This is a genomic window from Mycobacterium sp. TH-M103 (assembly GCF_057473785.1).
This window is the reverse complement of the sequence record NZ_JBYCLG010000087.1, coordinates 1-13,716: the sequence shown is the minus strand read 5'-3', so window position 1 is coordinate 13,716 and position 13,716 is coordinate 1. Positions and strand designations below refer to the sequence as shown.

Here is a 13,716-nt window from a genome sequence, read left to right as displayed (position 1 = left end):
GCAGCATCTGCTCGAACCGGTCGCGCCAGGTGTCGGCCAGCCACGGGCTGCCCGGTGCGGCGGTGTCGGCGGTCGAGTCGCCGTCGCCGATCGCCAGGTCGACGTAACGCCGCAGCCACTGCAAGTAGGTCATGTCCGCGACGTCGCCGAAATACGGCTTGGCGGTTTTTGCCATCGCCGCGATGATCTCGTCGCGACGCTCGGCGACCGCCTCGGCGTCGCCGGCGACCTCGTCGAGCAGCCGGCCGCAGCGCGAGGCGCTGTTGTCGATCTCGTGGATGTCCGCACCGAGCTGGCTGCGGCTGGAGGCCATGCCGCCCTGTGCTTTGCCGGCACCGATCCACTGGTCGGTGCCCTGGGTGTCGACCAGCATCCGTTTGACCGACGGCGACGTCGTGGCCTCGAGCGTCGCCATGGCCGCGGTGCCGACCAGGATGCCGTCGACAGGCATCAACGGGAACCCGTAGCTCTGCGCCCAGCGCCCGGACAGGTAGTCGGCCGCGCGCTCGGGGGTGCCGATGCCCCCGCCGACGCACACTGTGATGTTCGGCCGCGACCGCAGCTCCGAGTAGGTGGCCAGCAGGAGGTCGTCGAGGTCCTCCCAGGAGTGGTGACCGCCGGCACGGCCACCCTCGATGTGAACGATCACCGGCTTGGTGGGCGCCTCGGTCGCGATGCGGATGACCGAGCGGATCTGCTCGACGGTGCCGGGTTTGAACACGACGTGGGTGATGCCGACGTCGTTGAGCTCTTCGATCAGCTCGACGGCTTCCTCGAGCTCGGGGATGCCGGCGCTGATCACCAGGCCGTCGATCGCCGCGCCGGATTGGCGGGCCTTCTGCACCAGGCGCTTGCCGCCCACCTGCAGCTTCCACAGGTACGGATCGAGGAACAGCGCGTTGAACTGGTACGTGCGGCCGGGCTCGAGCAGTTCGGACAGCTCCTCGACGCGGTCGGCGAAGATCTCCTCGGTGACCTGCCCGCCGCCGGCGAGTTCGGCCCAGTGCCCGGCGTTGGCGGCGGCGGCGACGATCTTGGCGTCGACGGTGGTCGGGGTCATGCCCGCCAGCAGGATCGGCGAGCGGCCGGTCAGCCGGGTGAACTTCGTGGAGAGCTTGACGCGTCCGTCGGGCAGCCGCACCGCGGTCGGGGCGTAGCTCGACCAGGCGCGGGCCACCTCGGGGACGGCCCCGACGGTGAACAGGTTGCGCTGGCCGCCGCGGGTGGCCGCGGGCACGATGCCGATGCCCAGCCCCCGGATCACCGGCGCGGTCAGCCGGGTCAAGATGTCTCCGGGTCCCAGGTCGAGGATCCAGCGGGCTCCGGACTCGTGCACCCGGGTGATCTCCGCGACCCAGTCGACGGGTCTCACCAGGATGGCCTCCGTGAGGTGACGGGCCAGCGCCACATCGAGGCCGGCCTTTTCTGCCCAGGCGCCGACGATGTCGATGCCGTCGGCCAGCCGCGGGGTGTGGAAGCCGACCTCCACCTGCACCGGGTCGAAGACCGGCGCGAAGACGTCGCCGCCGCGGACCTTGCTCTTGCGGTCGGCCTCCTCCTTCTCCGAGATCTGGCGGCAGTAGAGCTCGAAGCGCGACAGCTGCTCCGGGGTGCCGGTGATGACGACGGAACGCCGGCCGTTGCGGATGGACAGGGCCGGAGGCTGCACGGTCCGGACGTCCTGTGCGAACTCGTCGAGCAGGTGCCCGATGCGCTCGGGATCGGCGTTGCTGACCGACACCATCGGCGGGCGGTCGCCGAGGACGGCGATGCCGCGCCGCCGTGCCACCAGCGTGCCCGCCGCGCCGATCAGCTGCGCCATGGCCAGCAGCTCGGCGTCGCGGCCGGCCCCGCCCTTCAAGGCCCGCAGCGCCTCGACCGCGAGCACGCCCTGGGAATGGCCCGCCAGAGCCGCCGGCGGGGTGGCCGTCAGGTCCATGCCCTGGCGCGCCAGGGCGCGCATGGCCGCGATCTGGGTCAGCAGTACCCCGGGCACCGAGACGGCCGCCGAGGTCAGGTGCTTGTCCGCGGGAACGGGGTCCTCGGCTGCCAGCGCGCGCACCCACTGCAACGGCTCGAAGCCGATCGGACGCACCACGACCAGCTCTTTGGCCACCGGCTCGAGCAGCAGCTCCACCTCGCCGACCAGCGTCGCCAGGTCTGTCTCGATCCCAGCCGAGGACACCAGCTCCTCGAGCGTCTCCAGCCAGGCGCTGCCCTGCCCGCCAAACGCCACCGCGTACGGCTCGCCGGCCGTCAGACGGTCGACCAGAGCGTGGGTGCCCTGCGGGCCGTGCCCGTCGCGGTCGGCGGACACCCGGTCGTGCTCGTGGATCGTCACGTTCTACGTCTCCCCTACATGCGTCTTTTGTCGGTTCGGGCCGGCACCCTGGTCGTCGTCGACGGGCCCGCCCCCTCGGTCGATCGGCGCGGCGGACTGCTTGGGCTGTAATAAGAGTGTCATAAGGATCGGTGCCCTTTTTCCCAGCTGATTGGTTACTGGTGAGTTCTACGCACGGGTAACCATGTCCTGGGTAACACCGGGTCAAACCGCGCGCGCGAGCGCGGCGAACAAACTCGCTGCATGTAGGTGGTTACGGTCGAGTAGCTATAACTTCGCTGTTCAAAGCGCTATTGTTATGGAATCGTTATATTAAGGATTTCGGCCTTCGGTCGCGTCTCGCGCGCGAGCAACCTTGCCGTCGAGGCGTCACCAGATCTCGGCTGCACCCCGCCCTCAGCGGGCGATTGTTTGCTGGACCCGGTGCCGACGGCCTAGGTCCACTGCCCGAATTGGGGCTTGAGGATTTGATTGAGGTCCACCCCAACGCCGCCGACACTGCGCTTGTCGATCTCGAACTGATGAAGATTCGCGGCCGGATGGGTGTAGCCCACGGGGGAACCCCAGTTGTGCTGCCAGAAGTAGGACCCCAAACCGTCCTGCAGCGCCCAGTCGATGGTCTTGGAGTTGGCGTACACACCGGTGCGCTGGTGCCCGATCACCGACTCCCAGGACCGCAGGTAGGGAGCGACCTGCTGCTTGTACTGCTCGTAGGACGGATTGTCGTCGATCGAGGCGTAGATGGGAGCGCCGGGCGGACCTCCGGCGGCGGCGTGCAACTGCATGCCGCGACGGGCGTGCTCCACGCCGGCCGCGGCCCCACCCAGCCAGTCGGAGGTGCTGCCCTTGCCGTACTGGTAGCAGGACACGATCTTGAGCCCATTGCTGGAGAGGTCGCGCGCTTCGCCGGCCTGGATCGGCTTGCCGAGCATCCAGTTACCACCGGGCCGCCGATCCGACACGTACCGGATCGATCCCACCGCCCCGGCCGCCCGGATCTCGCTTGCGGGGATGACGCCGGCCGCGTAGTCCAGCAGCGTGCCGAGCGCGGCCGACGCCGTCGCGGCGCGCAGCGATGCCGCCGCGACGCCGAAACCCACCAGTCCCGGGGTCGCGGCGGCGAACTTGAGCACGTCGCGCCGCGAGACCGACATGGGCTTCAGGGTACGACACAACTATCACCAGACACATTGATCCCAACGATCACATGTGCATCACATTGGTTGCATCACATTGGCTGCACTACGTTGGCGCATCCCCGGTCTGCAACCGCTTTGCGCCCGGCAGGACGATGACGCTGACCACGTCCAGGCCGCGGCGCGCGGTCTGGACCGCCATCTCGTCGAGGAAGCGGGCGGCCCGCGGATTAACAGTCTCCGCGCGAGCCGCCTAGAAAGCGTCGGACAGCGCCGCGACGAGGTCCCCGAGAAGGGTGGCCACCGTGTCGTCGTGACCGGAGGGCACCCGGGCCAACAGCTCGATCGCCTCGCCGCGGCGGCCGTCTGCCACCAACGCCGCGAGCTGGTCTGCGAGGCTCTGTAGTTGCGGGTCAATCGATTCGGCGCCGCCGACGACGGCGGCAAGCACGTCGACGAGTTCCCAGTCCCGGTACAGCGCCAGCGACCGCTCGTAGAACGCGAAGCCGGTGACCGGCTCGCCCCACAGCGTTCCCCGGTAGCGGTACGGACCCTCCATGTACTCGATCGGCAGGCCGTGCGCCGGTGCGGCCACCAACGGTTCCCCGACGAGATCGAGTTGCATTGCCGCGCTGGTGATCCGGTGCCGATCGGGCAAATAGCGGCCCGCGGCGAGCGGGCGCACGAGCGGGCGCACCGCCTCCGGCCACCGGACATAGCTGCTCACCGTGACCTCGACGTCCTCGGCGCACTGCGGCGGCAGCGCGGGCTCCACGCCGGGGTCGGGGCAGCTCGTCGTCACCCCGGAGAACGGCTGCAGCGCATTGCGGTTCGTGCGGTCGAACTGGTGCCAGATGCTCAGGTCGACGCCGTTGTCGAGGTTGATGGTGCGCCACTCGTGGGACGCGGCCCGCGGGTCGCCGCCGGTTCCGCCGCCGCCGGCATACTTCGGGAACCACTGCCGGTCGACGTGCCCGCCGCTGCCGGATACCTGCTCGACCACATCGCCCCAGCGCAGGGTTCCGGTCATCTTCATCCCGCTCTGGAAATAGGAGTACGTGTCGTTCTGGCCGAAGCAGCAGATCTTTCCGTTGTAGGTCGAGGCCCCCACCGGTGTCGGCGCACGCGTCGGTGTCACGGCCAGGTCCAGCCGCATGGGCTGGCCGGACTGGTCCTCGCCCACCAGGCTGACGCGGTAGGTGTAGGGCAACAGCCCGCCGTCGCCGTTGCGGCACGTGGCCCACGACGCGGTGCCGGCGCCACTGCGGTAGCTGACGTCGAGATACCCCGGCGCCATGGCCAGCTTGGGCCGGGCGCCCGGTTGGAGGCTGGCCGGCGGCATGTCGTAGTCGGTGTAGGTGCCGTAGTCGCCGCTGTCCAGATCGAAGAGCGCCATCGTGTAGAAATCCGCGACCACCGTTGCGCCGGGGCGGTTCTTGTTGAAGATGGTCAGGAACGCGAACGACCGGTCGCTGCCGGCCGAGTCGAGTTGGCCACCGATGAACCAGGTGTCCGACTCCTGATCGGGATGTTCGCCTTCGGCGGCAGGAAACTCCAATTGGGCGTCACCGGGCACCAACTGGAACGGGTAAGTGCGCCAGTCGTCGTTCATTTCACGCCTCGGTGACCTGGTTCACGTCGTATCCGGCCATGTTAGCGTCAACGATGACGAAAAGCTCCGGCCACCGTTCCTACGACGCGGTCTTCCTCGGGGGCCAATGGCGCAAGCCCGCCAACCCCCGCCGACTGGACGTCATTTCGCCGCATTCCGAAGAGTCGATCGGCCACGTCCAGGCGGCAGGACCCGACGACATCGACGCGGCCGTCACCGCGGCGCGGCACGCTTTCGACCACGGCCCGTGGCCGCGCCTGGCCCCCGCCGAGCGGATGGCCGCGATCGAGCAGCTCGCCGCGATCTACTCCCAACATCTCGACGAGATGGCCGACCTCATCACCGAGGAGATGGGGTCGCCGCGCAGCTTCAGCAGGCTGGGCCAGGCGGCGGGCGCGGCGGCGATGATGCACCGCGCGCTGGCTGTCGCCCGCGACTATCCCTGGGCGGAACGCCGCCAGGGCGTGCTGGGCGAGGTGCATCTGAACAGGGCTCCGGTCGGGGTGGTCGGCGCCATCGTGCCGTGGAACGTGCCGCAGTTCCTGATCATGCCCAAGCTGATTCCCGCCCTGATCGCCGGCTGCTCGGTGGTCGTCAAGCCGGCACCCGAAACACCCCTGGACGCCTTGTGGCTGGCCGAGATGATCGAGCGGATCGGCCTGCCCGACGGGGTCGTCTCGATACTGCCCGGCGGACCGGACGCCGGGGAGGCGCTGGTGCGCCATCGCGGGGTGGACAAGGTGGCGTTCACCGGATCCAGCGCCACCGGGCGCCGGATCGCGGCGGTGTGCGGCGAGCAGCTCAAGCGGGTGAGCCTGGAGCTGGGCGGCAAGTCGGCGGCGATCGTCCTCGACGACGCCGACGTCGGCAAGACCGTGGCAGGGCTGAAGACCGCCGGCCTGATGAACAACGGGCAAGCCTGCGTCGCGCAGACCCGCATCCTGGTCAGCGAACGACGGCACGACGAGGTCGTCGACGCGCTGGCCGACATGATGGCGGGGCTGCGCGTCGGCGACCCCGCCGACGAGGCCACCGACATCGGTCCCCTTGTCGCGCAACGACAACAGCACCGGGTGCGGGACTACATCCGGTGCGGCCTACACGAGGGCGCGCGCATCGTCGTCGGCGGCGACGACGCGCCGGCCGGGCGGGGCTGGTATGTGCGGCCGACGCTGTTCACCGACGCCACCAACGACATGCGCATCGCCCGGGAGGAGATCTTCGGCCCGGTGTTGACCGTGCTGCGCTACCGCGACGAGGCCGACGCGATCCGGATCGCCAACGACAGCGATTACGGGCTGGCCGGCTCGGTGTGGACCGCCGACACCGCGCACGGTCTCGAAGTCGCCGCCCGGGTGCGCACCGGCACCTACGGCGTCAACATGTACATGCTCGACACCGGCACCCCGTTCGGGGGCTTCAAGCAGTCCGGCATCGGGCGCGAGTTCGGCCCGGAGGGCCTCGACGAATACGTGGAGTTGCAGTCCGTGGTGTCCCGGGGGAAGATGCCACCGTTGCCTCGTTGATTGTCAACGTGTTTCGGGCATCTCCAGGGTGAGCTCGACCGGGCAGCACAGCGCGCCGTGCTGATTGGTCACCTCGATCCGCACGTCGACCAGACGGCGCGGCGGGTCCACCGAGGTGTCGCGCCGCTTGGCCACCGCCCGGCCCCTGCCGACCATCGTGTCGCCGGCGAAGATCGGGCCGGCCAACCGCATCGCGCGGCGTACCACCCGACTGCCCGGGCCGGCCCAGTCGGTCGCGACGCGGTCGGCGAACCCGGCAAGGTGCATCGTGTTGACGTAGATCGTCGGGTTTCCCTGACTACGGGCGTAGTCGGGGTCGAAGTGGCCGGGGAAGTAGTCCCATGTCGCCCCGGCATTCTCGACCACCCGCTGATAGCTGATGGGGTCGACGACCTCCGGCAGATCGACCGGAACGACGACGTCGTCCCAGTCCAGGCCCGACCCGCTCACGCGGCGTCCCCGGGGGTGAACCTGAACAGGGTGTTCCGGCAGGTGGCCACCACCGTCCCGTCCTGGCGGCGATAGGTTTCCAGCGTCTCGACGAAATGACCGGTACCGAGCCGCGTCCGCTTCTCCGGCGAAACCGACACCAGTTCCTCGACGACGGTGAGCACGTCGCCCTCGAGGATGGGCCGCAGGAACTCGCAGTCGTTGGCCGCGTTGATGAAGGTGCTGCCCGGCAACGGGACTCGCAGCGCCAGTGATGCCGGCCGGGCGCTTCCCTGGCCGGCGGGCTGCCACGGCGGCGGTATCAGCCAGCCCATCAACAGCGCCGGCGGGGCCGGCGCACCGCCCCACCGGCGCCGGGCGAACCCGGCATCCCAATACGATCGGTTGCCGTCGTGCACCATGGCGGCGAACATCTGGATGCGCGCCCCGCTGACCGGGGTCGCCGCGGTCCGCGGTCCGCTCGTCGCGCCGACCATCCGCAGCGCGTCCTCGTAGGTGCCGTAGGCGAGTCGGTAATCGCTCACATGACGAGCGGGTGGCGGCTCGGCACCACGTCCCAGGTGAGTTCGCGGGAGGCGAAGTACCACGCGCCCCGCTCGTAGACCAGCGCGTCCCGGTAGCTTCCGGTTGCCCGCAGTGTGGTGTCGCCGTACATGTTGGCGAAAAGCACTGCGACGCAATGCTGGGTGGCGTTGACCCCGTCGACGTGGATCTCGTGGTCCAGCGTCACCAGGCGTTGTCCGTCGCCGCCGTGGAAGGCCGGCCGCAGGTCGGTGAACACCTCGCCGTCGCGGGCGTAACTGGCGCCCGAGTGGCGGAACGTCGCGATCCACCGGTCGCGATCGCCGGCCGAGAACGCGCGATTGTGCCGCGCGTTCAGGTTCAGGATGGCGGCTCGGCCCGTGGCGGCCTGCAGCAGCTGTTGTTGCTGGTAGCTCATGGTCATGTTCGCTCTCCAGCCTCCTTGGGAACTACGGCCGATCCGCTGCTGAGGCAACGGTAACGCAACTCAACGCCGGACGGTATAACCGTGCACCTCGCGATCCCATGCCTGCGCGGTCAGTCCCCGCGCGCGCAACACGTCTTTGCGGATGCGGCCGATGCCGTTCTTCGGCAGTTCGGCCACCGTGTCGACGTATCGGGGCACGCAGAAGTAGGGCATGCGGGCCGCGCAGAAGTCGAGCAGGTCGGCGCAATCCAGTGTGGCGCCGGGGCGCAACGTCACGACCACCAGGACGTCGTCCTCGCCGAGTTCACTGGGCACCCCGACCGCCGCGGCTTCGGCCACCGCGGGATGGCGCGTGACGACGCCCTCCACCTCGACGGAGGACACGTTCTCGCCGCGTCTGCGCAGCGAATCCTTCACGCGGTCCACATAAGTCAGGGCCGCGTCGGGGCCGAGCCTGCCGAGGTCGCCGGTGCGGAACCATTCCGGGTGGGGCGCCAGCCGCGCATCCTCGCCCACGTAGCCCTCGCTCATCACGTGGGGACGCCTGGGCCTGCAGACGATCTCGCCGACACTCCCGGCGGGCAGCGGATTTCCGGAGGCGTCGACGATGCGGACCTCGAAGTCGGGGTTGGGCCGGCCCGACGTGCCCGGCACCCCGGCTTCGGTCAGCGCCTTGACCGCGATGGGGAACGCCTCGGTCATCCCGTACATCGTGACGATGCGGCAGCCGTATCGCTTTTCGATGGCCCGATAGACCTGGGCCTCGATCGGCGCGGCCGAGATGAACCGCAGCGGCAGTTGCGCGTCACGCGGATCCGGGGGCAGGTTCTGCAGCATGGAGACCATCGCGCCGGCACCGGCGAAGCCCACGGTGCCGTGGGCGCGCACCTCGTCCCATACCCGGGCCGGGTGAAAAGCGGCCGCCAGCACCGTCGTTGCGCCCACCAGCATGGGGGCCAGCACGCTGGGCGCCGCGCTCAGGTGGAACAGCGGCATCGCCGTCCACACCACCTCGCCGGGCGCCAGTTCCCAGGCCGACGCCACGGTCGCGGCCACGGAAAACAGGTAATGCCAGGTCGTGGCAACCGCTTTCGACGGACCGGTGGTGCCCGAGGTGTAGAACAGACACCCTATGTCCCCGATCCCCGCCGCGTCGTCCGCCGGCGGGCTCCCGGTACTCCGATCCAGCTCGGCGGTCAGCGAATCACCCTGCACCACAACATCAATTCCCGTTCCCAACGCACCGGCGACCTCGTCGACGCGGGCGCGCCGCTCGGCGTCGGTGAGGATCACCAGGGCGCCCGACAACCGCAATGTGTGCAGCAGGAACTCGCCCTTGTTGGCGGCGTTCACCGCGGCGCTGACCGCACCGATGCGCGCCGCGCCGAGCCAGAAGTACACCCATTCCGGGCAGGTGGCGGTGAACAGCGCCACGCAGTCACCGCGCCCGACACCGTGATCGGCCAGCATGTTCGCCGCGGCGCAGGACCGCCGCCGCATCTGCGCGAACGTCACGTCGGTACCGGCAATGGTCATCATCACCCGGTCGGGGTACTGCTCGGCGCGCCGGTCCAGCACGGCGGGCACGGTGAAACGCTCGACCCCGAAATCGGAGGGTCCGGGCATCAGGCTTGCGCGGCGGCCGGGTCGGGTTCCCCTTCGGCGGTGTAACCGAAGTCGGCGGGCGAGGGCTGCGGGCCCGGGTAGAAGCGGTGCGCCCAGCGGCGCAACGCGGCGTAGTCGTGCGCCTCCTCGGGGGCCAGGTTCGGCCTCTCGAGGTATTTCATGTTCTCCCAGGTGAAGAAGTCCTGTTTGATGACCTCTTGCTGCAGCGCCAGGAAGCGGGCCGCGCGGCCCGTGGGCACGTCGCCGGTGTCGCCGGGCTCGCGCACCGAGGCCTGGGTGTAGAAGTAGTCGGTGTAGTCCTCGTCGACCGGCGTCTGCCCGGTGACCTGCACGGTGGCCACCAGCTCGCTGGGGAACCGGACGACTCCCAGGCCCAGCGAGTAGTTGTCGTAGATGATCTTGGCGTCGACGGGGCCGTTCGGGGTCAGCCAGGTCTGCGCCCGCCCGCCGCCGAAATGGGCGTTGACGGTGGCGTGCAGGTGGTACCCGGATACCTCGAACGACGCGGTGGTGGCCGGATTGGCCGCCTTGTGCACGTACTGCACATGGTAGGGGTCGGCGGCGTTTTCGATGATCATCTGCGGGTGAACCTTGACCCGGTTGAGCATCTGGGTGTGCGGGTGCAGTGGGTAGTACTCGCCGGTTTCCAGTTCGGGCAGCACCGGCGGGGTCCAGTACGGTGCCCGCCCGTGCCGCTCGTGCCAGGCCAGCACGAAACCGTACCACTCCATGCTCGGGTAGCCGCGGATGCGCACGTTGTTCTTGCAGCCGATCTTGCTGTAGGGAATGAGCGCGTTGGACCCGTCGCCGCGCCACTGCCAGCCGTGCCAGGGGCAGACGACGTGCTCGCCTTCCACGGTGCCGCCGACACCCAGGTTGGCGCCGAGGTGCTGGCAGTAGGCGTCCAGCACATGGACCCGGCCCGACTCGGTGCGGAACAGCACCAACTCCTCGCCGAAGTAGTGCGCGCGCTTGACCTGGCCGACCGCGAGATCGGAGGCGAAGGCGACGATGAACCACCCCGTGGGAAACGGGTAGGACGACAGCGCGATGCCGGCCTCGCCGAACTCGCGCTCCGACGGGTCCGGGGCCGATTCTGGGATCGTATGCGTCACGAGCACTCCGCTCGTCTGGGGCTAGGACGGTTCGACGACTAGGGCTATTTTTACTATTTTAAGCATTGAACGTCAACGAGCGGGCGGGAACGCTCCGGCCGGAACGAGGTTTCCCATGGCGGCTGTCGCAGTGGATCTCTCCGATTTCGCATTGTGGCGCAATGGTTTTCCCGATGAAATTTTCACCGAACTGCGCCGCAGCCAACCGCTTTTCCGGCACGAGCCCACCCCGGGCGTCGCGCGTGTGTTTTCCGGGACGGTCCAGCGCGGGTTCTGGGTGGCCACCAAACACCGGCACGCGGTGCGCCTGCACCGCGACGTCGACTCGTTCACCGCGACCGACGGCCCGTTGATCCAGCCGGTCGGGATGTTCGCGTCGTATCCCACGATCATCAACATGGACCCCCCGGAACTGAACAAGCGCCGCAAAATCATCTCGAACGCGTTCAACCCCCGCGGGATCGCCAAACTCGTGGACGGCATCCGGGCGCGTGCCGCGCGGATGATCGACGGCCTGCTCGCCGGCGGCGGTGGCGACTGGATCGCGGACGTCGCCGACGCCCTGCCGATGACGGTCATCGGCGACATCATCGGCATACCGGACGATGACCGGCCACGAATCTTCGACTGCCTGGACCGCATCTTGCAGGCCAACTCGCCCGCACAGCGGCCGAGCCGGCAGGACTACAGCGATCTGTACGCAACGATTTTCGGCTACGCGATGGAGCTCACCGCGGAAAAGCGCCGCAACCCGGCCGATGACATCTGGAGCACGCTGGCGACCGCGGTGATCACCGGCGAGGACGGCGAGCGATTCAGCCTGCCGCCCAACGAACTCGAGTTCTTCTTCTTCGTGCTGACCTTCGCCGGCAGCGACACCACGAAGAACGCGCTGGCGGGCGGGCTGCAGGCGTTCGTGGCCAACCCCGGGCAGATGGAGCGCTACCGTGCCGAGGAGGCGGTGCGCTCGACCGCCGTCGAGGAGGTGCTGCGCTGGGCCTCACCGGTGGCGTACTGGGCCCGCACCACCAAGGTCGACGTCGAAATGGACGGCCTGCACATACCCGCGGGCGAGCGGGTGGTGTCGATGCTGCGCTCGGCGAACCGCGACGAGGAGGTCTTCCCCGACCCGTTCACCTTCGACATCGGCCGCCGGCCCAACCCGCAGGTGGCCTTCGGCGGTGGCGGGCCGCACCACTGCCTGGGCGCCATGCTGGCGCGGGCGGAGCTTCGCGCGGTCTTCGACGAGCTGCTGCTGCGCTGCGACGACATCGCCCTGGGTCCGGCCAAGGTGGCCTACCCGAATTTGACCACCAACATGTCGATCTACGACGAGATGCCGATCTCGCTGACCGAGCGCCGGTAGCTCAGTCGATCAGCCGCAGCGCCGCCTTGGGGCACTGGTCCACCGCGGCGCGCACGTCGATCTCCAGCCGCGGCGGCACCGGGCCGTCGGCGATCTGCACCACGTCGGCGTCACCGAGTTCGAACACCTCCGGGGCGAGCGACTCGCAGAAGCCGTTGGCCTCACACAGGGTCCCGTCGACGGTCACGCGCATCGAATGCCTCCTTCCTCACAGCCCCTTGGGCCGGGTCCCTATCACCCCGTTGCCTGCCAGGGTCTCCAGTTGTTCGTCGGTCAGCCCGCACCGCTCGCGCAGCACCTCCCCATTGTGCTCACCCAGCCGCGGCGGCGGACGCCGCAGCCACCTGTCCTGGCCGGCGAGCAAGGCGAACGGCGGGCAGGGATACAGGGCCGCACCGATGCTCGCATGCTCGAGCGGCTGGAAGAATCCCCGCGCCAGCAGTTGCGGGTTCTCGGTCACCAACGACGGCGACACCACGGGCGCGGCGGGAATGCCCGCGCCGGCCAGTCGCTCCACCGTCGCATCGCGGGGCTGCCCGGCGAACCACGCGCCCAGCCGGCGATCGATGTCGTCGGCGATCTGCTGCCGGCCCGCGGCCGTGGACATCGTCTCGTCGCACCAGTCCGGGTGTCCCATCACCTCGACCAGCGCGCGCCACTGCCCGTGGTCGCGCACGGTGACCGCGATCCATTCGTCGTCGTCCCCGGCGCAGCGGTAGATGTTCTGGATCGACCCGCCATGGCCGCGGTTGCCCCGCCGGCCCAGCGTGACGCCGAAGACCTCGTATTCGATCGCCTGGATCGCGGTGGCGTTGAGCACCGTTTCGACCATCGGCAGTTCGACCAGCTGGCCGGTGCCCGTCCGTTCGGCGAAACCCAGCGCGGCCAGCACGGCGAAGGCGGCGTGCACGCCGGCCAGCGGATCGCAGGCGCCGCGCGGCGTCACCGGGGGCGTCTCGGGCAGTCCGGTCACCCAGGCCAGTCCGGCGATCTGCTCCATGGTCGGGGCGAATCCGACCCGGTCGCGCCACGGGCCGTCCAGCCCGAACGCGGGCATCCGGGCGACGACGAGCTCGGGGTTGGCCTGCAGCAGCACGTCGGCGGTGAGGCCGAAGTGGTCCATCACCCGGGGCGAGAAGTTCTCGATCACGACGTCGGCTCCGGCGGCCATCGCACGGAACGCGGCACGTCCCTGCTCCGAGCCCAGATCCAGTGTGACCGAACGCTTGTTGGTGTTCATCGCGTGGAACACCCACCCGTACTCCCACCAGTCGTCGACGTCGGTGCGCATCCCGCCCGAATACCGGATGCCGTCGGGACGCTGGATCGACTCCACCTTGACGACGTCGGCGCCGAACGCCGCCAGCAGATGGGTGGCGGCGGGACCGGCCCAGAACGCGGTCAGATCGATGATGCGCACGCCCTCCAGGGGCAACTCGTGCGACGCCGCGCCGGTGGTGGTTTCCCTTGGCAGCCAAGGCGCCTCGTCGTTGTCGGCGCCGGCAGCGGCGGTGGCACGCGGCGGCGCGGGCGCGCACACCGACATCAGCCACGGCGGACGGGGCTGGTGAAAACCCGCCGGGTTGGACACGAAC

Annotated in this window: 12 protein-coding genes; 2 read left to right on the top strand and 10 right to left on the bottom strand. The window is 69.3% G+C overall.

Annotation, left to right across the window (positions count from 1 at the left end; all coding sequences use genetic code 11):
* The 3 genes from AC2VOR_RS05070 to AC2VOR_RS05060 all read right to left on the bottom strand — a co-directional run.
* The coding region (locus AC2VOR_RS05070) for a fatty acid synthase subunit beta domain-containing protein (RefSeq protein ID WP_486963305.1) at nt 1-2,341 on the bottom strand (2,341 nt) is incomplete at its 3' end.
* Nucleotides 2,342-2,775: 434 nt separating this feature from the next.
* On the bottom strand, nt 2,776-3,495 hold the full coding sequence (locus tag AC2VOR_RS05065; protein WP_369737800.1) for a DUF1906 domain-containing protein: 720 nt from the start codon (nt 3,493-3,495) through the stop codon (nt 2,776-2,778).
* 235 nt (nt 3,496-3,730) lie between these two features.
* Complete coding sequence (locus tag AC2VOR_RS05060) at nt 3,731-5,089, bottom strand: secreted hydrolase (RefSeq protein ID WP_486963304.1); 1,359 nt, start codon at nt 5,087-5,089, stop codon at nt 3,731-3,733.
* A 53-nt stretch (nt 5,090-5,142) separates the two neighbouring features.
* Between AC2VOR_RS05060 and AC2VOR_RS05055 the strand changes: the two genes are divergently transcribed.
* Nucleotides 5,143-6,615 carry an aldehyde dehydrogenase gene (locus AC2VOR_RS05055; protein ID WP_369737798.1) on the top strand — a complete coding sequence of 491 codons (1,473 nt, stop codon included), beginning with the start codon at nt 5,143-5,145 and terminating at the stop codon, nt 6,613-6,615.
* Nucleotides 6,616-6,618: 3 nt separating this feature from the next.
* On the opposite strand, the gene AC2VOR_RS05050 is transcribed toward AC2VOR_RS05055, so the two are convergent.
* From AC2VOR_RS05050 to AC2VOR_RS05030, 5 genes are all read right to left on the bottom strand, one after another.
* On the bottom strand, nt 6,619-7,065 hold the full coding sequence (locus AC2VOR_RS05050; protein WP_369737796.1) for a MaoC family dehydratase: 447 nt from the start codon (nt 7,063-7,065) through the stop codon (nt 6,619-6,621).
* Entirely contained in the window at nt 7,062-7,541 is a 480-nt protein-coding gene (locus tag AC2VOR_RS05045) for an FAS1-like dehydratase domain-containing protein (RefSeq protein ID WP_369741504.1), read from the bottom strand. The genes AC2VOR_RS05050 and AC2VOR_RS05045 overlap by 4 nt, the downstream gene beginning before the upstream one ends.
* A 44-nt stretch (nt 7,542-7,585) precedes the next feature.
* The gene (locus tag AC2VOR_RS05040; protein WP_369737795.1) at nt 7,586-8,011 is read right to left on the bottom strand and encodes a nuclear transport factor 2 family protein; all 426 of its coding nucleotides are present in this window, start codon (nt 8,009-8,011) and stop codon (nt 7,586-7,588) included.
* Nucleotides 8,012-8,074: 63 nt separating this feature from the next.
* Nucleotides 8,075-9,640 (bottom strand): AMP-binding protein, encoded by a 1,566-nt coding sequence (locus tag AC2VOR_RS05035; RefSeq protein WP_369737794.1) that lies wholly within the window; start codon nt 9,638-9,640, stop codon nt 8,075-8,077.
* Complete coding sequence (locus AC2VOR_RS05030) at nt 9,640-10,755, bottom strand: aromatic ring-hydroxylating oxygenase subunit alpha (protein ID WP_369737793.1); 1,116 nt, start codon at nt 10,753-10,755, stop codon at nt 9,640-9,642. Before AC2VOR_RS05030 ends, AC2VOR_RS05035 begins: the two co-directional genes overlap by 1 nt.
* A gap of 115 nt (nt 10,756-10,870) precedes the next feature.
* Between AC2VOR_RS05030 and AC2VOR_RS05025 the strand changes: the two genes are divergently transcribed.
* Nucleotides 10,871-12,121: a cytochrome P450 gene (locus tag AC2VOR_RS05025; RefSeq protein ID WP_486963303.1), complete on the top strand. Its 1,251-nt coding sequence runs from the start codon at nt 10,871-10,873 to the stop codon at nt 12,119-12,121.
* 1 nt (nt 12,122) lies between these two features.
* Here the strand turns inward: AC2VOR_RS05025 and AC2VOR_RS05020 are convergent, their stop codons facing one another.
* Both AC2VOR_RS05020 and AC2VOR_RS05015 read right to left on the bottom strand, forming a co-directional pair.
* Nucleotides 12,123-12,314 carry a ferredoxin gene (locus tag AC2VOR_RS05020; RefSeq protein ID WP_369737791.1) on the bottom strand — a complete coding sequence of 64 codons (192 nt, stop codon included), beginning with the start codon at nt 12,312-12,314 and terminating at the stop codon, nt 12,123-12,125.
* 15 nt (nt 12,315-12,329) lie between these two features.
* Nucleotides 12,330-13,716, bottom strand: a 1,387-nt coding sequence (locus AC2VOR_RS05015) for a CaiB/BaiF CoA transferase family protein (protein ID WP_486963302.1), incomplete at its 5' end; no start/stop codon positions are given.

Coding starts and splice junctions, on each gene's coding strand:
- AC2VOR_RS05065 (WP_369737800.1), bottom strand. CDS start 3,495: ATGTCGGTCTCGCGGCGCGACGTGCTCAAGTTCGCCGCCGCGACCCCG.
- AC2VOR_RS05060 (WP_486963304.1), bottom strand. CDS start 5,089: ATGAACGACGACTGGCGCACTTACCCGTTCCAGTTGGTGCCCGGTGAC.
- AC2VOR_RS05055 (WP_369737798.1), top strand. CDS start 5,143: ATGACGAAAAGCTCCGGCCACCGTTCCTACGACGCGGTCTTCCTCGGG.
- AC2VOR_RS05045 (WP_369741504.1), bottom strand. CDS start 7,541: ATGGTCGGCGCGACGAGCGGACCGCGGACCGCGGCGACCCCGGTCAGC.
- AC2VOR_RS05040 (WP_369737795.1), bottom strand. CDS start 8,011: ATGACCATGAGCTACCAGCAACAACAGCTGCTGCAGGCCGCCACGGGC.
- AC2VOR_RS05035 (WP_369737794.1), bottom strand. CDS start 9,640: ATGCCCGGACCCTCCGATTTCGGGGTCGAGCGTTTCACCGTGCCCGCC.
- AC2VOR_RS05025 (WP_486963303.1), top strand. CDS start 10,871: ATGGCGGCTGTCGCAGTGGATCTCTCCGATTTCGCATTGTGGCGCAAT.
- AC2VOR_RS05020 (WP_369737791.1), bottom strand. CDS start 12,314: ATGCGCGTGACCGTCGACGGGACCCTGTGTGAGGCCAACGGCTTCTGC.